The following is a 17,603-nucleotide window of genomic DNA, read 5'->3' on the forward strand; positions in this document are numbered from 1 at the left end:
GCCGTGCTCACAGCTGCGTCCGCACGGACCACAGCTCGGGAAAGAATCGGTGATCGACCACGCTGCGCAGCCACCCCACGCCAGCCGAGCCGCCCGTGCCCGGCTTGAAGCCCAGGATGCGCTCGACCGACACGAAATGCCGCCAGCGGTACTGCGAGAACACATCGGCGATGTCCATCAGCGCCTCGCCCAGCCTGTACAGGTCGTTCTCGGGCGTCGGATCGCCGTACACCCACAGCCACGCCGCCTCGACGCCCGGGTTCGGCACATAGGGCTCTGACCAGTCGCGCGCCAGCGCCCCGGGCGGCACGGCGATGTCGCGGCGGTGCAGCAGCGCCAGCACGTCGTCGTACAGGCTCGGTGAATTCAGCGCGCGCTCCATGTAGGGCCACACGTCGGGGTTGTTCGCATGCGCGCGCGCCAGCGGAATCGACTTGTTGCCGAGGATGAATTCAACGTGCCGGTACATGTACGACTGCTGCCCCGAGGCAATGCCCAGCGTGTTGCGGAACTGGTTGAACTCGTGCGGCGTGATGGTCGAGAGCACGTCCCAGGTCTTGCCAAGGAATTCGAGCAGCGTGCGCACGCGCGGCACCAGTTGCAGCGCACCGGCCACGTCGTCGCCCCGGATGCGCACCTGCATGTTGGCCAGCTCGTAGTGGATGGCCTTGAAGCTCAGCTCCTTGCAGTGCGTGATGCACATGAAGACCATCTCGTCGTGGCCTTCGCTGCGCATGTGCTGCAGGCTCAGCAGCAGGTCGTTGCGCTGGTGCTCCAGGTAGGGGTTGCTGCTGCCTTCGAAGGCCACCAGTGGCTCACCATCGGTGTTTTGCACGGTGGCCGCGCGCTGCTGGTTGTCGCCGGTGGCGATGGGCTTCACCAGCGACAGCTCGAGCGCGGGGTTGCGCACTTCGGGAATGACTCTTTTGCGTGGGGTTGCCATGCGCCGATTGTTCGACCCGCACGCCGCCGCCTCAACCTCCGGCAGGCCGGATTTGGGCACCGACCGTCCGGGACGGCAGATTCAGTCGGATTCGGGTCCGCCCTGCTGGCGGGCGTACGCGCTCGGGGTCATGCCCGTCCAGCGCTGGAAGGCGCGCGAGAACGCCTTCTCCGACGCATAGCCGACCGCCTCGGCCACCTGGTGCAGGCTCAGCTGCCGGTTCTTGAGTTTCTCGGCCGCCAGCGTCATGCGGTACGAGCCCAGGTAATGCATGGGCGTGACGCCCACGAGCGCGCGAAAGCGCTCGCTGAAGATGGTGCGCGACAGGTAGCTGGCCTGCGCCAGCGTGGCAACCGACCACGGATGCTCGGGCCGCTCGTGCATCAGCGACATCGCACGGGCAATGCTTTCGTCGTCCAGCCCGCGCAGCCTGCCGACCTGCCCCGTCTGGCTCTGCGCCTGCGGCTGGGCATAGAGGTGCTCGCACAGGATGTGCACCAGCAGCAGGTCGGCCATGCGCGCCGCCGACAGCTGCCAGCCCGGGCGCTGGGCCACGGTTTCGTTCACCAGCGATTCCATGGCCTGCGCCAGCGAGGCGGTGGTGGGAATCTGCGCCTGCCGAAGCACGATCAGCGACGGCAGGCTGCCGATGATCGAGCCCAGGCCCTGTGCGGGCATCCACAGGTGCAACGAGAACAGCTCGGTGACCGGGCCGCCGCCGCCATGCGAGAACACGATGGGGTGGTCGCCGTGCCGGCCGATCGAATGCGCCTCGATCAGCTCGCGGAAAGGCATCGCATCGAGCCCCGGCACGGACGACACGGTGTGCGCCCCGCCCTGCGGCAGCATCGCGATGTCGTGCGGCGCCACCTGCACCGGCTCGGCGCCGCCCACTGCAATCCAGTAGGGTGCGCCGGTGCACATGCGGATCAGCGGACCGGCCACGCCGGTCGAATGCAGCGCCCAGGGAGCAGAGAGCGAAAACCGCGCAGTCACCGCCCTTTCTGACTTGTACGTCGCAAGCACATGGCTGAGTACGTCGCCGCCCCGCTCTGTGTCCATGCTGTTCGTGCCGCCCGGTGGTGTGTCTCGATGGCGGCGATTATCTGGCATGCCAGGCGGGCGATTGCGCCCCGCGCTACCCAAGGCGCCCCGGGATGCAACACAATGGCGTTTCGCAAGAAGACCGCATGAAGACAACGACCTCGCACCCGAAGCCCCCTCGCGCCGCCCCGTTCGACAGCGAAACGCTGCTTCGCGACAACGGCCTGCGCGTCACGCGCGCCGCGCAGACCGTGCTCGAACTGATCGAGCACAGCTCGCAACCCCTGACGCACGAAGAAGTGGCCTCGGCCTACACCACCGCCACCGGCGAAACGCCCGACCGCGTGACGGTCTACCGCGTGCTCGACCGGCTGGTCGAGGCCGGCCTGTGCGACCGCCGCGTGGGCCCCGACCGCGTCAACCGCTTCTCGCGCCATGTGGAGGCAGAGTCGGGCAACACCTTCGAGTGCGACCAGTGCCACAAGGTGCTGGCGCTGCCTTCGGACCCGGAGCTGCCGAAGGTGATGGGCCGTCTTGGCCGTGCGCTGCGCAAGCAGGGCATCGACACCCGCCACACTGCGCTGACCCTCCACGGCACCTGCGGCGACTGCGCCCGCTAGGCTTTTCTCACACGTTCCACGAGGGGAACGGATCCGGAAAGTTCTGCCACCACGAGGCGCCGAAGCGCATCTCGTTTTCCGTGAGCAGGCACTCGTCGAGCCGGGCGCGCAACGCGTCTTCATCCATGCCGATGCCGATCAGCACCAGCTCCTGCCGCGCGTCACCCGTGGCCGGGTCCCAGTTCTTGTGGATCAGTTCCAGCGCATCCGGCTCGGTCGGCCAGTGCTCGCGCGGCACCGCCGCCCACCAGAAACCCGCCGCGCCATAGCGGCAGGCGCCGCCGGCCTGCGACCACGAGCCCGCACGCGTGGCGCGACTTGCAAGCCAGAAGAAGCCCTTGGAGCGCACCACTCCTTCCCATTCGCTTTGCACCAGCTTCCAGAACCGCATCGGGTGAAACGGAATGCGCGAACGGTAGACAAAGCTGCGAATGCCGTATTCCTCCGACTCGGGCACGTGCTCGCCGCGCAGCTCGGCCAGCCAGCCGGGTGCCTGCTCGGCCTGCTCGAAGTCGAACAGGCCGGTGTCGAGCACGCGGTCGAGCGCCACGCGGCCGAACTCCGACACCTCGATGCGGGCGCGCGGGTTCAGGCTGCGCAAGATGGCCATGAGCCGTTCGCGCTCCTCGGGCGTGACGAGGTCGGTCTTGTTGACCACCAGCACGTCGCAGAACTCGATCTGCTCGATCAGCAGGTCGACCACCGTGCGCGTGTCCTCATCGCCGAGCGACTGGCCGCGCTGGCCGAGGCTGTCGGGCGAGCCGTAGTCGCGCAGGAAGTTGAAGGCGTCGACCACCGTCACCATGGTGTCGAGCCGGGCCACGTCGGCCAGGCTCTTGCCGTCTTCGCCAGCGAAGGTGAAGGTTTCGGCCACAGGCAGCGGCTCGGAGATGCCGGTGGACTCGATCACCAGCTGGTCGAAGCGCCCTTCCTTCGCGAGCCGGTTGACCTCGATCAGCAGGTCTTCGCGCAGCGTGCAGCAGATGCAGCCGTTGCTCATCTCGACCAGCTTCTCGTCGGTGCGAGAAAGCTCGGCGCCGCCGTCGCGCACGAGCGCAGCGTCGATGTTGACCTCGCTCATGTCGTTGACGATGACTGCCACGCGGCGGCCCTCGCGGTTGTGCAGGATGTGGTTCAACAGCGTGGTCTTGCCGGCGCCGAGAAAGCCGGAGAGAACGGTAACGGGGAGGCGGTCAGCCATGGGGGCAGGCTCCATATATGCAACAGGATTGCATTATATGGATCAACGCAACCTTGTTGCGTTTTACTACCGAGCCCCGGTCGCCATCGACCCTTCGCCTACCATCCGGAAAATGACCTCCGAACCCCGCACGCCCTTGCAACTCGTCTGGCCTTCGCACGAACACCTCGCCGGCTACATCGCCGCGCTGGAACGCGGCTGGTCGCCCAACAACCTGCGGCCCGAAGCCGGCCAGGAAGAACTGGCGCAGATCCACGCCGACCCCGAACGCTTTCTGGCCAGCCTCGTCGACCCCGAAGCCAAGGGCCCGCCAGTCGCGCTGCCCGGCGGAGGCACCGTGCCCCGCCTGCCAGGCTACCGGCGCTGGATGTGGGACGGCGAGTTCTGCGGCAGCATTCAGCTACGCTGGCAGACTGGCACCAACGCCCTGCCCATCTACTGCCTTGGCCACATCGGCTACGGCGTGGTCCCGTGGAAGGGCAACCGAGGCTACGCCAAGGCTGCGCTGCGCGCGCTGCTGCCCGAGGCGCGCACCAGGGGCCTCGATCACGTCGACATCACGACCAGCCCCGAAAACCTCGCCTCGCAGCAGGTGATCCGCGCCAACGGTGGCGTGCTGGTGGAAGAGTTCGTCAAGCTACCCGAGCTCGGCGGCACGCCTGAACTGCGCTTTCGCATCGACGTGCGGGAGCTCCGGTAGCGCTACATCTCGAAGGCCTCGACCTGCCTGCCGTCGATGTCGGTAAAGCCGTATTCGCGCGCCAGGTCGGCCACGCGCAGCACCTCGCCGCTCTTGTCCATCACCCGCGCATCGCCGGCCAGCGCCGCGATCGCCCGTCCCAGGTAGCGCGGCGACTCGGTGCGCGCCAGCGCGGGCCGCTCATGCCAGTGCGCCTCATCGGTCTTGTGGCCGGCCAGCACGAACTCCGTGCGCATCCAGCCGGGCGACACGGCAATGGAGGCGACGTTGTGCGGCCGCAGGTCTTGCGCCATGCCGAATGCCAGCCGGGTCATCGAAGCCTTCGCGAGGTCGTAGAAGAGGCTGCCGCGCAGATAGTGGTCGCGGTCCCAGAAGGTGGTGGTGAGGATCAGCCCCTTTTTCTGTCGCACCATCAGCGGCGCGGCACAGCGGCTGGCCACGAGGTGGTTGCGCACGCCGCGGTCGAACATTGAATCCCAGTTCGACAGCGGGTGCTCCCAGAAAGGTGCTTCGAACACGCCATTAAAGGTCTCGTGGCCGCCCCAGGCGTTGTTCACCAGCAGGTCGATACGGCCTGCCTCGCGCTCCACGCGGGCGATGAGCGCCGCCACTTCTTCTTCGCGGGTGTGGTCGCACTGCACGGCGATGCCGTGTCCGCCCATGCGGGTGAGTTCGTCTGCGGTGTCGTCGATGCTGCCGGGCACGGCCTGCATATCAGACAGGGCCAGCAACTGGCCGTAGGTTTGCGCGGGCCGTTCGCGCGTGCTGCGCCCGGTGACGTACACCGTGGCTCCGGCGGCGCCCAGTTCCAGCGCGATGCCGCGCCCTGCTCCTCGACTCGCGCCAGTCACCACTGCCACGCAATCCTTCAACGGGCGACGGGTGTTTTCGTTCTGCATGTTCGGTTGCTCCTTCGATCTGCCTGTGCAAGAGCGGACGAAGATAGTGCGCGCTCAACGCGCCGTCTTGGAAGAACCCGAAACGGCGTGCCCCATGAACTCCGTCGGCGTGACGCCGCAGAGCGCGCGGAACTCGTTGACCAGGTGCGACTGGTCGTAGAAGCCGCTCTCCAGCGCTACGTCAGCCCACGCGGGCGACGACTGCAGCCGCAGCGCGCGCAGACAACCATGCATGCGCGCGAGCCGGCTCCAGGCGCGCGGCGAAAGGCCCACGTGGGCATGAAAGAGCTGCTGCAGTCGCCGTTCGCCAACGCCGACGGTCGTTGCCACCTCGCGCAAGGAGCGACGCCCATCGGATGCGGCGATGAGCTGCGCGGCATGCATGGCAGCGGCTGTGTTGCCTGCGGCGGCGCTGCTGTCGCGAAGCCGGCGTTGCAGAACGGCGTGCAGCAGCGTCACTCGCGCCGCATCGTCCGGCGCCTCGGCCATGCGCCCCAGCAGCTCGGTGCCTTCACCCTGCCACAGCGCATCGAGGTGCACGGCGCTGCCGCCGATCTCGCCCACTGGCAACCCCAGCAGCGCAGCGGCGGCACCAGGGCGCAGGGTGACGGAGAGCCCCTCCACCTTGCGCCGCATGCGCACCACCACAGGCGCGGCCGAAGCGCCAATGGCTTCCACCGCCAGCCCCTCGCCTTCACCGGCGGACGGTGCATCGCCGAGGTTGAACACCAGCCGCACCGCGCCGTCTGGCAGCACGCGTTCGCGCACCTCGTGCCCTTCGGCGAAGGTCTCGCTGTACAGCATGATGTGCGAGACGTGGCCGCGCAGCGCAGCCCCAACCGGGAACGCGCGCAACGTACCCGCAGGCACGCCAGATTCCGGCCCGTGCAAGGGGTCGTCGTCGAGGCGAAGGAAGAGGCGTTCGGCCATGGCAGTCCATTGTGATGAAAACCCCGCCCGGGTGCGAGCCAGCCGCAGTCGCCGAAAATCGACCGCTTCGCCCGCGCACACGAATGCCCGCCACCGCCCTCCCCGTCCTCTATTCATTCCGCCGTTGCCCCTATGCGATGCGGGCCCGGCTCGCGCTGATTGCGAGCGGCCAGCGCTGCGAGCTGCGCGAGGTGGTGCTGAAGAACAAGCCGGCCGAGATGCTCGCGGCTTCGCCCAAGGGCACGGTGCCCGTGCTGTTGACTGAAGACGGCGCGGTGCTGGAGCAGAGCCTCGACGTGATGCTGTGGGCCCTGCGGCGCAACGATCCGCTGCGCTGGCTGCAGCCCGGAACCGGCACGCTGCAGGACATGCTCGCGCTGGTCGCCGCCTGCGACGACGGCTTCAAGCCCCAGCTCGACCGCTACAAGTACCCCGACCGGCATGCGGATGGCGGCGAACCCGCGCGCGAGCGCGGCGCTCAGTTCCTGCGCGACCTCGAAACCCGGCTGTCGACTTCGCCCCACCTGGCCGGCGCGCACGCCACGCTGGCCGATGCCGCCGTCATGCCCTTCGTGCGCCAGTTCGCAATGGTCGAGCCCGCGTGGTTCGATGCACAGCCTTGGCCCCGCCTGCAAGCGTGGCTGTCCGGCTGGACCGCCTCGGACCTGTTCGCACGCGCCATGCACAAGTACGCGCCCTGGAAGACCGGCGACGCCGGCGTCAGCTTTCCGCCGCTCTAGCTAGCCGCCCATCGCCACCGCCGAGGCCCGCTGGATGCATTCGACGAAATGCTGCGCGGCCGGCGTCAGCAGTTGCCCACGGCGCTTGATGACGCTGACGCTCAGCATGGGCAGCTCTTCCTCGATCTCCACTCGCCGGATGCCGTGGCGCTTGAAGGTCAGCGTTGCCAGCGGCTCCACGAACAGGCCGACCAGGTCCATCTGCCCGACCAGCGCCAGCGCCACCGTGACCGATTGCCCCTGGATTACCCGCGCCGGCGGCGGCAGGCCCAGTGGCAGCAGCGGCGACACGGCCTCGCGGCCGCTGAAATGGTCGTCGCCCGGAAGAATCCACTCGGCCTTGTAGAGCTCGCGGATCGAGCGGCTCGCGCGCAGCGGATGACGCTCGCGCAGTCCCACCACCAGCCTCACCGGAAAGAGCTCCATCGCCTCGAACTGCGGATCGAGCCGGCCCGGCACCACATGCGCCACCGCAAAGTCGAGCGAGCCCTCGCGCAGGCGCCCCAGCATCCAGGGCAGCACCGTTTCGCTGAACTGCACGTCGACTGCCGGCAGCCGCGCGTGGAAATCCTTGAACGCAGCCGGCAGCACCGTGAGCGCGAACGAAGTGCTGACGGCCAGCGAGACCTTGCCCGTGAGCCCGTCGCGGATCTGCGCGATCTCGTCGCGTGCGCGCTGCATGTCGGCCAGCAGCAGCCGGGCGCGCGGCGCAAAGGCCTTGCCGAACTCGGTGAGCCGCACGCCCTTGACGCTGCGCTCCACCAGCGGCGCCCCGACTTCGCGCTCCAGCTCGCGCACGATCTTCGTCACGGCCGGCTGGGAAATGCCCAGCACGCGGGCTGCGGCGCGGATGCTCATCTGCTCGACCACCGCCACGAAGGCGTGCAACTGATTGGGTTTCATGACAACCAAAAGTTATCTTTGACGCCCAATTATTGTCTTTTCATGACAGCAGCGAGTCTCTAGCATCCGGCGCGGTCAGTGCGTAGATACCTTCGACCGACATCCTCGAAAAGCAAAGCCAACACTGGAGAGCCATGAGCAACCCAAGCAAGCAGCCCGCGCCGTCCTCATCCCCCGCTCGCCCCGCGCGCAGGCGCCAGACCATCGTGGCCACCACCATCGGCAACGGGCTGGAGTTCTTCGACTTCACCGTCTACGGCTTCCTGGCACTGGTGATCGGCAAACTGTTTTTCCCGACCTTCAATTCGTACGGACAGCTGCTGCTGACGGTGGCCAGCTTCGGCGTGGGCTTCATCATGCGGCCGCTGGGCGGCATCGTGATCGGCGCGTACGCCGACCGCGCGGGCCGCAAGAAGGCCATGACGCTCACCATTTTCCTGATGGCGCTGGGCTGCGCGCTGATTGCCTTCACGCCCACGTACGCGGCCATCGGCGTGGCGGCGCCCGTCGTCATCGTGCTGGCGCGGCTCATCCAGGGCTTCTCGGCCGGCGGCGAAGTCGGCGCCTCGACCACGCTGCTGGTCGAGCACGCCACGCCGTCCAACCGCGGCTACATGGCGAGCTGGCAGTTCGCGAGCCAGGGCCTGGGCGTGATGCTCGGCGCTGTCGTGGTGGGCCTGCTGACCTTCACGCTGTCGACGGAATCAATGCAGAGCTGGGGCTGGCGCGTGCCCTTCATCATCGGCATGCTGATCGCGCCGGTGGGCATGTACATCCGCCGCCATCTCGAAGAGTCGCTGCACATCTCGCCGGAAGAGGCCGCCGCGCCGCGCGAGAGCAGCCTGAAGATCGTCTGCACGCAGCACGGCAAGACGGTGCTGGCAGCGATTCTTTCGCTGGTGGGCGGCACCACGGCTGCCTATGTCGTCACGTTCTACATGCCGACGTACGCCGTGCGCGAGCTCGGCTTCACGCCGTCGGTGGCGCTGTTCGGCGCCGCGCTCACCGGGCTGATCTCGTTCGCCTTCGCGCCCTTCGTCGGCAAGCTGTCGGACGTGGTGGGCCGCAAGCCGCTCATCGTCTGGAGCCGCATCGCGCTGGCGATCCTGATCTACCCGGGCTTCCTGTGGCTCAACGCCTCGCCCACGCCGACGGTGCTGTTCGTCGTGCTCGGCGTGTTCAGCTTCGGCCTGGTGGTGCAGACGGTGCCCGGCATCACGATGCTGCCGGAGATGTTTCCGAAGGCGGTGCGCGCCAGCGGCATGTCGCTGGTGTACAGCGTGGGCGTGGCGCTGTTCGGCGGCTTCGCGCCCTTCATCAGCACCTGGCTGCTCAACGCCACGGGCAGCAAGCTCGCGCCTGCCTGGTACCTTGTGGCGATGACGGTGGTTTCGCTGCTCGGCCTGCTCTGGCTGCGCGACCATACGGGCCGCGACATCGATGCCGCGGGCGCCCACGCAACGGCCTGACGACTTTCTTCACCATTCCACGCACAGGAGTCCCCACCTCATGCCAACAACACAACGCTCCGCCGCCACGCGTTATTTCTCGGGCACGTACGTCGAAGCCCGCGCCAAGTTTCTCGAGGCCGCAGCGCAGCGCGGCGCGGCTGTCGAGTCGTTCGTGCTCGAAGCGCACCGCGGCGCGCTCGGCGAAGAGCTCGCCACCGACGTGGCGTTGATCGGCGCGATCGACGCGAACAAGCTGCTGCTCGTGACCTCGGGCACGCACGGCCCTGAAGGCTTCTGCGGCTCGGGCACGCAGATCGCCACGCTCAACGATGCCGACCTGCTTTCGCGGCTGGAGAAGGCCGGCGTCGCGCTGCTGCTGGTGCATGCGGTCAACCCGCACGGCTTTTCGCACCTGCACCGCACGAACGAAGACAACATCGACCTGAACCGCAACCACATCGACTTCAATGCGCCCCTGCCGGTGAACGCCGAGTACGCGGATGTCGAATCGCTGGTGCTGCCCGCGACCTGGCCACCGACACCCGCCGACGAAGCGGCCGTGGCCGCCTACGTCCAGCAGCACGGCATGACCGCCTTCCGCGCGGCGGTGACCAAGGGCCAGTACACCTCGCCCGACGGCCTGTTCTACGGCGGCACCGCACCCTCGTGGAGCAACGGAACCATCCGCAAGATCCTGCGCAAGTACGCTGCATCGGCCACCCACATCGGCTGGATCGACGTGCACACCGGTCTCGGCCCCTATGGCCATGGCGAGAAGATCTACCCAGGCCGCAACACGCCCGAAGACCTTGCGATGGCCCACGCCTGGTGGGGCGCGGACGTGTTCGCGCCGTTCGCGGGCGACTCGGCCTCGGCCGACGTGTCGGGCCCGGTGATCTCGACCGCGTACGACGAATGCCCGAACGCGAAGATCGCGCCGATGGGCCTGGAGTTCGGTACCCTGCCCGACCTCGAAGTGCTGACCCGCCTGCGCGCCGACACCTGGCTGCGCCGCCACCCCGAGGCACCGGAAGCGCAGAAGCGCGAGATCCGCGCAGAACTGCGCGACGCGTTCTACTGCGACAACGAGGAGTGGAAGGGAATGATCCTCGGGCAGGCCCGCGTCGTGCTGCTGCAGACGCTGCAGGGCCTTCGCAAGGCCTGATCGATCAGCTGAAGTTCGGCGCGCGCCGTTCGCGCAGCGAAGCAATGCCCTCGCGCACGTCGGCGCCTGCAAAGCCCATGAATTCGAGCGCCAGCGAGGCGTCGAAGGTCGGGCCGGCCTGGCGCAGCCAGTTGTTCAGCGCGTACTTGGTGAGGCGAATGGCGCTCTGGCTGCCGGCCGCGAGCCGGTCGGCCACCTCGTAGGCACGCGGCAGCAGGTCGGCCTCTTCCACCGCGAGCGACACGAGGCCGATGCGCTCGGCCTCCTCGCCGCTCACCGGCTCGCACAGCAGCAGGTGGTACTTGGCCTTGGCCATGCCGCACAACAGCGGCCAGACAATGGCCGCGTGGTCGCCCGCAGCCACGCCCAGTCGCGTATGGCCGTCGACGATCTTCGCGTTCTTCGTGGCAATGGAGATGTCGGCCAGCAGCCCCGCCACCAGCCCCGCGCCCACGGCCGGGCCGTGCATGGCGCTGACGATGGGCTTGTCGCAGTTGATGATGTTGTAGACGAGGTCGCGCGCCTCGCGCCACACGCGCTGGCGCACCGCGTCGTCGGTGGTCATGTCCTGCACCATCGCGAGGTCGCCGCCGCCCGAGAAGCCCTGGCCTTCGCCCCGCAGCACGGCGCAGCGCACCGTGTCGTCGGCGGACACGTCGCGCCAGATTTCGGCGAGTTCGCGGTGGCCGTCATGGCCCGCCGTGGGCAGCTTGCCGTTGGCCGCCCGCATCTGGATGTCGAGCACCGCGCCATTCGCACCACGGCGCGCGATGGCGAGGGTCTGGTAGCGGGCGTAGTCCATGGCGGGTGTCTCTTTCTGTGGCTTGTCTGCCGTCTATTTTTTTGCGGCCACTTCGCGGCAGCGCTGCACGTTGGTGTCGAAACGCGAGGCCAGTCCGGGCTCGCACTCGTCAGACGGCGTGAGCTTGCACATGCCGACGACCACGTAGTCCATGACCGCCGACGTGCACATCGGGTAGGCCGCCAGATCGGGGTTGGCCTTGACCTTGAAGCCCCAGCGTTCGGAGAACTGCACCGTGCGGATCATCGCGCCATGGAAGAAGCTGCGGTCCTTGGCGGCGATGGCGGCTTCCATGCGGGGCAGTTCCTCGTTCAGATAGCCGACCGAATCCAGCGGGAAGCCGGACGGGTCCTGCTGCGCGGTGGCCATCGATGCGGCGACGACCATTGGCAAGGCAGCCAGGAGGCGCAGGACGGGAGAAAGCGAGGGGCGAAGGGGCGTGCGTGGAAGGTGCATGGCTTCGAATTCTGCAACGTTTTGAAGCACTTTTGAAATTGCCGCGGTGCGCCCGCGCCACACCTACTTGCCCTTCTTCTGCTTGTCGAACTTGCGCCAGTACTGGAATTCGTCCTCGTGCACCTCGAGATCGACCTCCGAAATGCGCGACTGCAGGCGCTCCTGCACCTCGGCCACGGCCTTGTTGTAGACCAGCGGGCCGATCTCTTCCAGGAAGAAACCGAGCAGCGCCCCCGCCGCGATGTTGCCGATCGGCTCTTCCATGTTCTCGCGGAAATAGCGTTCGATGGACGTGATGGCCTGCTGGCGTGCTTCCTTCGGTATCTCGATGGTCATGGCGGGGTTTCAGGGGTTGGGTCGATCGATTGTGCCGGGCACGAGGCCTGGCGACGAAGCTGCCGCTACCATGCGCGCACACAACTACACCGGAGACACACACCATGCAGTTCCGCCCCGCCGCACTCGCGGCCCTGGCCCTGGCAGCCCTTGCCGCTCTCCCCGGCTGCACGAACCTGACCCCCACCGTGCCGCAGCGCCAGCTGATGCTGGTCGCCAACGACGAGAAGCAGTCGTGGAACGACGCCGGCGTCGTGAGCCTCGGCCCGATGGGGCGCGACACCGTGCAGGTGCTCGACATCGGCACCGACCCGCTGGCGCCCAAGGTGGTCAGCACGCTGCAGCTGGACAACACCATCGCCGGCCCGCCGACCAACCTCGCGATCACGCCCGGCGAAACGCTGGCGCTGGTTGCCAATTCGCTCAACGTGGTCGAGGAGAACGGCGCGCGCAAGCAAGTGCCCGACAACCGCCTCTTCGTGATCGACCTGACGACCACGCCGCCCAAGCTGCTCGACACCCTGCAGGTCGGCAAGCAGCCCTCGGGCCTGTCGATCAACCGCACGGGCGACCTCGCGCTGGTGGCCAACCGCGCCGACAACTCGGTGAGCGTGCTGCGCATCTCGGGCAAGAAGGTGACGCTGATCGACACCGTGGCCATGGGCGATTCGGTGGCGCACGTGCGCTTCACGCCCGACGGCAAGCGCGCATTGGCGGCCAAGTTTCCGAGCCACAAGATCGCGCTGCTCGACGTGAACGGAGAGAAGGTCAGCTACAACAAGGTCGACCTCGCGGCGGGCCTGTGGCCCTACAACGTCGACGTGACGCCAGACGGCAAGCTCGCGCTCACGGCCGACAACGGCAACTCGGGCGCGTCCGACGGCCAGGTCGACACCGTGAGCGTGATAGACCTCGAGGCCACGCCGCCGCGCGTGGTCGACAAGGTGGTGGTCGGCGACGGCCCCGAGGGCCTGGCGGTGAGCCCGACCGGCAGGCACGCGGTGGCTGTGATCCTGCGCGGCAGCAATTCTTCGAAGAGCGCCTACTTCTACAACCGCAACGGCTCGGTGGTGCTGCTGAAGATCGACGGCAAGAAGGTCACGCGCGCCAACGAGGTGGTGGTGCGCGGCCTGCCTGAAGGCGCGGTGTGGAGCGCTGATGGCAAGTACCTGTACGTGGGCAACTTCATCGACCAGGATGTCACGATCCTGCGGCTCGATGGCGATACGCTGGTGCCGACGGGCAAGTCGCTCCCGCTGCAAGGGCATCCGGCTGCCATGCGAGGCGCCATGACGCACTGAAGAGGTAGGGACTGCCCCGCACAGATGAATCGGCTTTTCTTCGAGCCGTCAATCGAAGACTAAAAACGAAACTGAGGAAGAGGGAATTCATGTTGCTTGATTCATTGAAGCGTCTTTTGACAGCGTTCGGCAGCCTTTTACTTTTTGGCATTGCGGTTTCCGGTCACGCGGGGCCTCTCGGCAATCCGATCGTGGTCAACACCAATACAGCGGGCACGCAGGAACTCTCGGGCCAATTCGCGCTAACCGCAGGAGGAAATGGGGAAAAGCTGGTCATGTGGCGGGACTCGCCCACGAACATGACTTATGTTCAGCGGATCAACTCCTCGGGTGTGCTTTCTCCCATCAAATTTCCAGTCGCCAACGGGAACTGCATCTCGACAGATCGCATTGGAAATTTCGCGATCATCGGCAGCCTTGCGGCGATCACTCTCTACGACCGAAACGGGAACATCAGGACGAATGCGTTCCGCCCAAATCCAGGCGCTGAAGGTGGCTGCGTCAGCCTTGATACGGATGGCAATCTCTCGGCCTTCTACTCTGTCTATTCCGGTGGCAACCGCTCGCTTGCGCTGAGGCGGTTCACCGTCGCCGGAGTGGCGCTGGGCAACGAGATCCAGATTACCCCTCCGTCTACAGCCGTCGTGGTTGCCAACAGCATCGCCTCCGACGCGTCAGGAAACATCACTGTTGCCTGGACGATCAACAACCCCACGACCGCCGGCGATGTATGGATGCAGCGCTTCAACAGCGCCGGGGTTCCGCTCATCGGAGCAACACCAGTGGTCACGGCGCCTTCCACCCAGGACGGCGCATCGCTTGCCGTCAGCCCGCTTGGCAACTTCCTGATTGCATGGAATTCGTACGAGACCAACAACCTCCAGAATGCGTACGTTCAACGGTTCAACTCGGCGGGAGCGGCAATCGGATCACCGATTCGGATCACGAAAACTGCGTCTTCGGTCTTCTCCCTGCTGAACGTGAGCATGATGGAAAACGGCAGCTTCTTCGCCGCCTGGAACATCGACAACCCGACGCCCGGGACATGGCCTCTCGTCGTGGCGCAGCAATTCGCCAGCGATGGTGCGCCCATCGGCAGCGAGTTCCAGGTCGATCTGCCAGGCGTCGCCGGTCGCTATGCCAATATCGCGAGCGATCTCGCCGGCAACTTCACCGTCGCCTGGAATGCCTACGACCCCGTGTCCGGCTTCGATGTGAAGATCCGTTCGTACAGGATCGATACGCAGCCCGCGATCACCACTCTCAATAGCGGCCAACCGGCACAAGGCCTGACCGGCGCCGCAGGAAGCTGGAAGTACTTCAAGGTCACGGTGCCCGCCGGCACCACTCAAATGAACGTCAGCATGGCTGGACCGGCCGGCGGCGACGGTGACATGTACATCCGCTTTGGCGGCCTGCCGAGCGCAACTGCCTGGGACATTCGTCCCTACGTCAATGGCAGCAACGAAGTGGCGAACATCAGCAACCCTCCACCTGGCGACTTCTACATCGCAATCTACGGGTACATCGCCTATTCGGGGGTCAGCCTGAACGTCAGCTATTGACGCTCCGCCCGGTACACTCCCGCTCCCATGACACGACCATCCCGCCCTCTCCGCACGCTCGAACGCGGCATCCTCTGCCTCGTGATCGGGGCCGCCGTTCTGCTGGGGCCGCGCTTTCTACAGGGCACGCGCTGGTTCGAGATGGTCGCCGGTGCCTATCTGGTCGGCTGGTTCGCGCTGGTGCTGGGCGTGGCGCTGATCGTGGTCGAGCTGGTGAAGCGCGGCAAGACGCGCCAATAAAAAAACCCGCCTTGCGGCGGGTTTCAGCAACAAGCTCAGGCCTTCTTGCCGCGCAACTTTCCGACCAGCTCCACCACGACCAGCACGATGGCGCCGGCCACGATGCCCACGCCGGCATTCACGCCCATCGAGCCCAACGTACCGAACACACCGCCCGTAGCCGCGGCCCAGCCCTCGACCGCATGCCCCAGCGCCGGCACGCCGTGCACCAGGATGCCGCCGCCCACGAGGAACATCGCGGCCGTGCCGGCCACCGACAGCGCCTTCATGAGCCACGGCGCCGTGGCCAGAATGCCGCGGCCCAGGGCCCGCGCGCCTGCGCTGGCGCGCTGGCTCAGGTAGAGGCCCGCGTCGTCGAGCTTCACGATGCCGGCCACGAGGCCGTACACGCCGATGGTCATGATCAGCGCGATGCCGACCAGCACGCTCAGCTGCGTCGTGAAAGGCTGGCCCTGCACGGTGCCCAGCGTGATGGCAATGATTTCGGCCGAGAGGATGAAGTCGGTGCGCACGGCGCCCTTGATCTTGTCCTTCTCCATGGCAACCACGTCGACCGATTCGTCGGCCACGGCCTTCTCGTGGCGCTCGGTGTCGGCGTCGTGCTCTTTCTTGTGCAGGAACTTGTGCGCGAGTTTCTCGGCGCCTTCGAAGCAGAGAAAAGCGCCGCCGACCATCAGCAGCGGCGTCACCAGCCAGGGCAGCCAGGTGCCGATGGCCAGCGCCGCTGGCACGAGGATGGCCTTGTTGACGAACGAGCCCTTGCACACGGCCCACACCACCGGGATCTCGCGATCGGCCTTGACGCCGGACACCTGCTGCGCATTGAGGGCAAGGTCGTCGCCCAGCACGCCGGCCGTCTTCTTGGCGGCCACTTTGGTGAGGATCGACACGTCGTCGAGAACGGTCGCGATGTCGTCGAGCAGCAGGAGCAGGCTGGTGGCCATGGGCAGGATTCGGGCTGAAAAAGAAGCGGCGAGCTTATCCGCTGCCGCCAACCGCCCTTGCAATAACCGTACGAATCACAGAGCGCTGAGCGCAATGGCCAGCACCGCGGCGAGCGACGCGCCGAACAGCGCCAGCCCCACGCGGCGGCGGCGGTGCGTGAGCATCCACAGCGCCATGCCCGACATCGACAGGAAGATCAGGCTGCCGGCCAGCGTGTCGACCAGCAGGATCCACGGCAGTGGCATGCCGCCACCCTTGTGCATGCTGGTGAGCGTGGCGACAAAGCCGTTGTGCGTGGTGGTGACGCCGACCGAGCGGTTGCCCTGCCAGTACTCGACCTGCACGATCTCGTTGGGGCCGCCGAAGTTGAACACCCAGCGCGCGGGCTGCGTAAGCACGGGGTCGCTCTTGTCGCTCTTGTCGGCCCAGGCGACGGGCTTGGCGGGCTCGATGCGGCGGGAGTTGGGCGGGCCGCTCATGCGCAGCGCACCCTGCAGCCACTGGCTCATGGCCTCGGGCGTTTCCGGCGCAGGGTCGGGCAGTACCAGCTGGGCGCGCGTGCGCTCCTGGGCCTGCGGCAGCTTCAGCACGTCGCGGTGGTTGAGCCAGATACCGCTGAAACCGAACAGCAGCCCCAGCACCGCGCCCCAAAGGCCGAACCAGCCGTGGGTGCGGCGGATCCACTGCACGGCGGTCGTGCGGCGCTGGTGCGCGCGCACGCGCGCAGCGTGGCCGAGGGCGGTGCTGCCGGAGTCCATGTCAGGAAACGTCGCGCTTCAGGCGGATTTCCTCGACGCGCACGGTGCCGAAGGCGGTGGTCTTGGCGGTCTTCATCTCGCGCTTGAAACCCGCGAGTTCGTGGAAGCGCATGGCGCGGTCGTTGCGGATCGGCACCCAGATGGTGACCGTGGTGCAGCCCTCTTCTTCCAGGCCTTCGCGCGCGGCGTCCCAGAGGGCCACGCCCACGCCCTTGTCCCAGTGCTCGGGCTTGACGTAGATGGCCCAGATTTCGCCGGTGGTGGGCGGGGTCTTGGGGTCGCGCGAGCGGTCGAAGCCGACGAAGCCGACGATTTCGCTGCCCAGCACGGCCACACGCACCTGCGGCTCGCTGTATTCGATGGCTTCGCGCCACTTGGCTTCGCGGGTGGCCGGGGCCAGGGCGCGCAGCTCTTCCTCGGGAAGGATGCCTTCGTAGGCGGCCTTGGCGGCGAGGGAATGGATTTCGGCGACGGCCTTGGCGTCGCGCAGGGTGGCGGGGCGAACTTCGTAATCTGACATGAATGCGGGGAAATCAATGGAACCGCGTATTGTCGCCGCACCGCTAAACTGCTTGCCGCATCCGTCGTAACAACAGGAGAAATC

Annotated in this window: 20 protein-coding genes; 8 read left to right on the forward strand and 12 right to left on the reverse strand. The window is 66.9% G+C overall.

Translation table 11 applies throughout. The annotated features are described in order from the left end of the window. Positions 1-7: 7 nt before the first annotated feature. Together ACZYSP_RS24440 and ACZYSP_RS24445 are read right to left on the reverse strand one after the other, a co-directional pair. Positions 8-943, reverse strand: coding sequence for a tryptophan 2,3-dioxygenase (locus ACZYSP_RS24440; protein ID WP_307617234.1), 936 nt, complete (start codon positions 941-943; stop codon positions 8-10). A gap of 81 nt (positions 944-1,024) precedes the next feature. Next, positions 1,025-2,005 carry an AraC family transcriptional regulator gene (locus ACZYSP_RS24445; RefSeq protein WP_489017098.1) on the reverse strand — a complete coding sequence of 327 codons (981 nt, stop codon included), beginning with the start codon at positions 2,003-2,005 and terminating at the stop codon, positions 1,025-1,027. A gap of 128 nt (positions 2,006-2,133) precedes the next feature. Here ACZYSP_RS24445 and ACZYSP_RS24450 point away from each other — a divergent pair, with 128 nt between their 5' ends. Beyond that, positions 2,134-2,607 carry a Fur family transcriptional regulator gene (locus ACZYSP_RS24450; protein WP_093059204.1) on the forward strand — a complete coding sequence of 158 codons (474 nt, stop codon included), beginning with the start codon at positions 2,134-2,136 and terminating at the stop codon, positions 2,605-2,607. Positions 2,608-2,614: 7 nt separating this feature from the next. Here the strand turns inward: ACZYSP_RS24450 and zigA are convergent, their stop codons facing one another. Further along, on the reverse strand, positions 2,615-3,808 hold the full coding sequence (gene zigA / locus ACZYSP_RS24455; protein WP_097199569.1) for a zinc metallochaperone GTPase ZigA: 1,194 nt from the start codon (positions 3,806-3,808) through the stop codon (positions 2,615-2,617). Positions 3,809-3,920: 112 nt separating this feature from the next. Here zigA and ACZYSP_RS24460 point away from each other — a divergent pair, with 112 nt between their 5' ends. Further along, entirely contained in the window at positions 3,921-4,508 is a 588-nt protein-coding gene (locus ACZYSP_RS24460) for a GNAT family N-acetyltransferase (protein WP_489017101.1), read from the forward strand. 2 nt (positions 4,509-4,510) lie between these two features. On the opposite strand, the gene ACZYSP_RS24465 is transcribed toward ACZYSP_RS24460, so the two are convergent. Together ACZYSP_RS24465 and ACZYSP_RS24470 are read right to left on the reverse strand one after the other, a co-directional pair. Next, positions 4,511-5,407 (reverse strand): SDR family NAD(P)-dependent oxidoreductase, encoded by an 897-nt coding sequence (locus ACZYSP_RS24465; RefSeq protein ID WP_489017103.1) that lies wholly within the window; start codon positions 5,405-5,407, stop codon positions 4,511-4,513. Positions 5,408-5,461: 54 nt separating this feature from the next. After that, positions 5,462-6,337, reverse strand: coding sequence for a helix-turn-helix domain-containing protein (locus ACZYSP_RS24470; RefSeq protein WP_489017105.1), 876 nt, complete (start codon positions 6,335-6,337; stop codon positions 5,462-5,464). Between the two features lie 83 nt (positions 6,338-6,420). On the opposite strand from ACZYSP_RS24470, the gene ACZYSP_RS24475 reads away from it, so the two are divergent. After that, entirely contained in the window at positions 6,421-7,077 is a 657-nt protein-coding gene (locus ACZYSP_RS24475; protein ID WP_489017107.1) for a glutathione S-transferase, read from the forward strand. On the opposite strand, the gene ACZYSP_RS24480 is transcribed toward ACZYSP_RS24475, so the two are convergent. After that, positions 7,078-7,980 carry a LysR family transcriptional regulator gene (locus tag ACZYSP_RS24480; RefSeq protein WP_093059122.1) on the reverse strand — a complete coding sequence of 301 codons (903 nt, stop codon included), beginning with the start codon at positions 7,978-7,980 and terminating at the stop codon, positions 7,078-7,080. Positions 7,981-8,114: 134 nt separating this feature from the next. Here ACZYSP_RS24480 and ACZYSP_RS24485 point away from each other — a divergent pair, with 134 nt between their 5' ends. Both ACZYSP_RS24485 and ACZYSP_RS24490 read left to right on the forward strand, forming a co-directional pair. Beyond that, positions 8,115-9,449, forward strand: a complete 1,335-nt coding sequence (locus tag ACZYSP_RS24485) for an MFS transporter (RefSeq protein ID WP_097199573.1) — start codon at positions 8,115-8,117, stop codon at positions 9,447-9,449. 40 nt (positions 9,450-9,489) lie between these two features. Further along, complete coding sequence (locus ACZYSP_RS24490; RefSeq protein ID WP_489017110.1) at positions 9,490-10,596, forward strand: M14 family metallopeptidase; 1,107 nt, start codon at positions 9,490-9,492, stop codon at positions 10,594-10,596. A 4-nt stretch (positions 10,597-10,600) separates the two neighbouring features. On the opposite strand, the gene ACZYSP_RS24495 is transcribed toward ACZYSP_RS24490, so the two are convergent. From ACZYSP_RS24495 to ACZYSP_RS24505, 3 genes are all read right to left on the reverse strand, one after another. After that, positions 10,601-11,398: an enoyl-CoA hydratase/isomerase family protein gene (locus ACZYSP_RS24495; protein WP_093078754.1), complete on the reverse strand. Its 798-nt coding sequence runs from the start codon at positions 11,396-11,398 to the stop codon at positions 10,601-10,603. A 33-nt stretch (positions 11,399-11,431) separates the two neighbouring features. After that, complete coding sequence (locus ACZYSP_RS24500; RefSeq protein WP_489017112.1) at positions 11,432-11,854, reverse strand: hypothetical protein; 423 nt, start codon at positions 11,852-11,854, stop codon at positions 11,432-11,434. 63 nt (positions 11,855-11,917) lie between these two features. Further along, positions 11,918-12,190 carry a DUF2164 domain-containing protein gene (locus ACZYSP_RS24505; RefSeq protein ID WP_093177823.1) on the reverse strand — a complete coding sequence of 91 codons (273 nt, stop codon included), beginning with the start codon at positions 12,188-12,190 and terminating at the stop codon, positions 11,918-11,920. Positions 12,191-12,294: 104 nt separating this feature from the next. Here ACZYSP_RS24505 and ACZYSP_RS24510 point away from each other — a divergent pair, with 104 nt between their 5' ends. The 3 genes from ACZYSP_RS24510 to ACZYSP_RS24520 all read left to right on the forward strand — a co-directional run bounded on the left by ACZYSP_RS24510 (position 12,295) and on the right by ACZYSP_RS24520 (position 15,296). Next, entirely contained in the window at positions 12,295-13,491 is a 1,197-nt protein-coding gene (locus ACZYSP_RS24510; protein ID WP_489017115.1) for a YncE family protein, read from the forward strand. 89 nt (positions 13,492-13,580) lie between these two features. Next, on the forward strand, positions 13,581-15,056 hold the full coding sequence (locus ACZYSP_RS24515) for a PPC domain-containing protein (RefSeq protein ID WP_093059115.1): 1,476 nt from the start codon (positions 13,581-13,583) through the stop codon (positions 15,054-15,056). A 27-nt stretch (positions 15,057-15,083) separates the two neighbouring features. After that, positions 15,084-15,296: a hypothetical protein gene (locus tag ACZYSP_RS24520; RefSeq protein WP_093059114.1), complete on the forward strand. Its 213-nt coding sequence runs from the start codon at positions 15,084-15,086 to the stop codon at positions 15,294-15,296. 35 nt (positions 15,297-15,331) lie between these two features. On the opposite strand, the gene ACZYSP_RS24525 is transcribed toward ACZYSP_RS24520, so the two are convergent. The 3 genes from ACZYSP_RS24525 to ACZYSP_RS24535 form a co-directional block, all read right to left on the reverse strand. Beyond that, positions 15,332-16,240 carry a DUF808 domain-containing protein gene (locus tag ACZYSP_RS24525; protein ID WP_093078757.1) on the reverse strand — a complete coding sequence of 303 codons (909 nt, stop codon included), beginning with the start codon at positions 16,238-16,240 and terminating at the stop codon, positions 15,332-15,334. Positions 16,241-16,315: 75 nt separating this feature from the next. Then, positions 16,316-16,999, reverse strand: coding sequence for a PepSY-associated TM helix domain-containing protein (locus ACZYSP_RS24530; protein ID WP_093078759.1), 684 nt, complete (start codon positions 16,997-16,999; stop codon positions 16,316-16,318). 1 nt (position 17,000) lies between these two features. Further along, positions 17,001-17,519, reverse strand: a complete 519-nt coding sequence (locus ACZYSP_RS24535; RefSeq protein WP_093059111.1) for a GNAT family N-acetyltransferase — start codon at positions 17,517-17,519, stop codon at positions 17,001-17,003. Positions 17,520-17,603: the final 84 nt, after the last annotated feature.

It is taken from the genome of Variovorax sp. F042 (assembly GCF_057814215.1).

Excerpts from the sequence above, each read along its gene's own strand:
- ACZYSP_RS24440 (WP_307617234.1), bottom strand. The coding sequence starts at position 943 with ATGGCAACCCCACGCAAAAGAGTCATTCCCGAAGTGCGCAACCCCGCG.
- ACZYSP_RS24445 (WP_489017098.1), bottom strand. The coding sequence starts at position 2,005 with ATGGACACAGAGCGGGGCGGCGACGTACTCAGCCATGTGCTTGCGACG.
- ACZYSP_RS24450 (WP_093059204.1), top strand. The coding sequence starts at position 2,134 with ATGAAGACAACGACCTCGCACCCGAAGCCCCCTCGCGCCGCCCCGTTC.
- zigA (WP_097199569.1), bottom strand. The coding sequence starts at position 3,808 with ATGGCTGACCGCCTCCCCGTTACCGTTCTCTCCGGCTTTCTCGGCGCC.
- ACZYSP_RS24460 (WP_489017101.1), top strand. The coding sequence starts at position 3,921 with ATGACCTCCGAACCCCGCACGCCCTTGCAACTCGTCTGGCCTTCGCAC.
- ACZYSP_RS24465 (WP_489017103.1), bottom strand. The coding sequence starts at position 5,407 with ATGCAGAACGAAAACACCCGTCGCCCGTTGAAGGATTGCGTGGCAGTG.
- ACZYSP_RS24470 (WP_489017105.1), bottom strand. The coding sequence starts at position 6,337 with ATGGCCGAACGCCTCTTCCTTCGCCTCGACGACGACCCCTTGCACGGG.
- ACZYSP_RS24475 (WP_489017107.1), top strand. The coding sequence starts at position 6,421 with ATGCCCGCCACCGCCCTCCCCGTCCTCTATTCATTCCGCCGTTGCCCC.
- ACZYSP_RS24480 (WP_093059122.1), bottom strand. The coding sequence starts at position 7,980 with ATGAAACCCAATCAGTTGCACGCCTTCGTGGCGGTGGTCGAGCAGATG.
- ACZYSP_RS24485 (WP_097199573.1), top strand. The coding sequence starts at position 8,115 with ATGAGCAACCCAAGCAAGCAGCCCGCGCCGTCCTCATCCCCCGCTCGC.
- ACZYSP_RS24490 (WP_489017110.1), top strand. The coding sequence starts at position 9,490 with ATGCCAACAACACAACGCTCCGCCGCCACGCGTTATTTCTCGGGCACG.
- ACZYSP_RS24495 (WP_093078754.1), bottom strand. The coding sequence starts at position 11,398 with ATGGACTACGCCCGCTACCAGACCCTCGCCATCGCGCGCCGTGGTGCG.
- ACZYSP_RS24500 (WP_489017112.1), bottom strand. The coding sequence starts at position 11,854 with ATGCACCTTCCACGCACGCCCCTTCGCCCCTCGCTTTCTCCCGTCCTG.
- ACZYSP_RS24505 (WP_093177823.1), bottom strand. The coding sequence starts at position 12,190 with ATGACCATCGAGATACCGAAGGAAGCACGCCAGCAGGCCATCACGTCC.
- ACZYSP_RS24510 (WP_489017115.1), top strand. The coding sequence starts at position 12,295 with ATGCAGTTCCGCCCCGCCGCACTCGCGGCCCTGGCCCTGGCAGCCCTT.
- ACZYSP_RS24515 (WP_093059115.1), top strand. The coding sequence starts at position 13,581 with ATGTTGCTTGATTCATTGAAGCGTCTTTTGACAGCGTTCGGCAGCCTT.
- ACZYSP_RS24520 (WP_093059114.1), top strand. The coding sequence starts at position 15,084 with ATGACACGACCATCCCGCCCTCTCCGCACGCTCGAACGCGGCATCCTC.
- ACZYSP_RS24525 (WP_093078757.1), bottom strand. The coding sequence starts at position 16,240 with ATGGCCACCAGCCTGCTCCTGCTGCTCGACGACATCGCGACCGTTCTC.
- ACZYSP_RS24530 (WP_093078759.1), bottom strand. The coding sequence starts at position 16,999 with ATGGACTCCGGCAGCACCGCCCTCGGCCACGCTGCGCGCGTGCGCGCG.
- ACZYSP_RS24535 (WP_093059111.1), bottom strand. The coding sequence starts at position 17,519 with ATGTCAGATTACGAAGTTCGCCCCGCCACCCTGCGCGACGCCAAGGCC.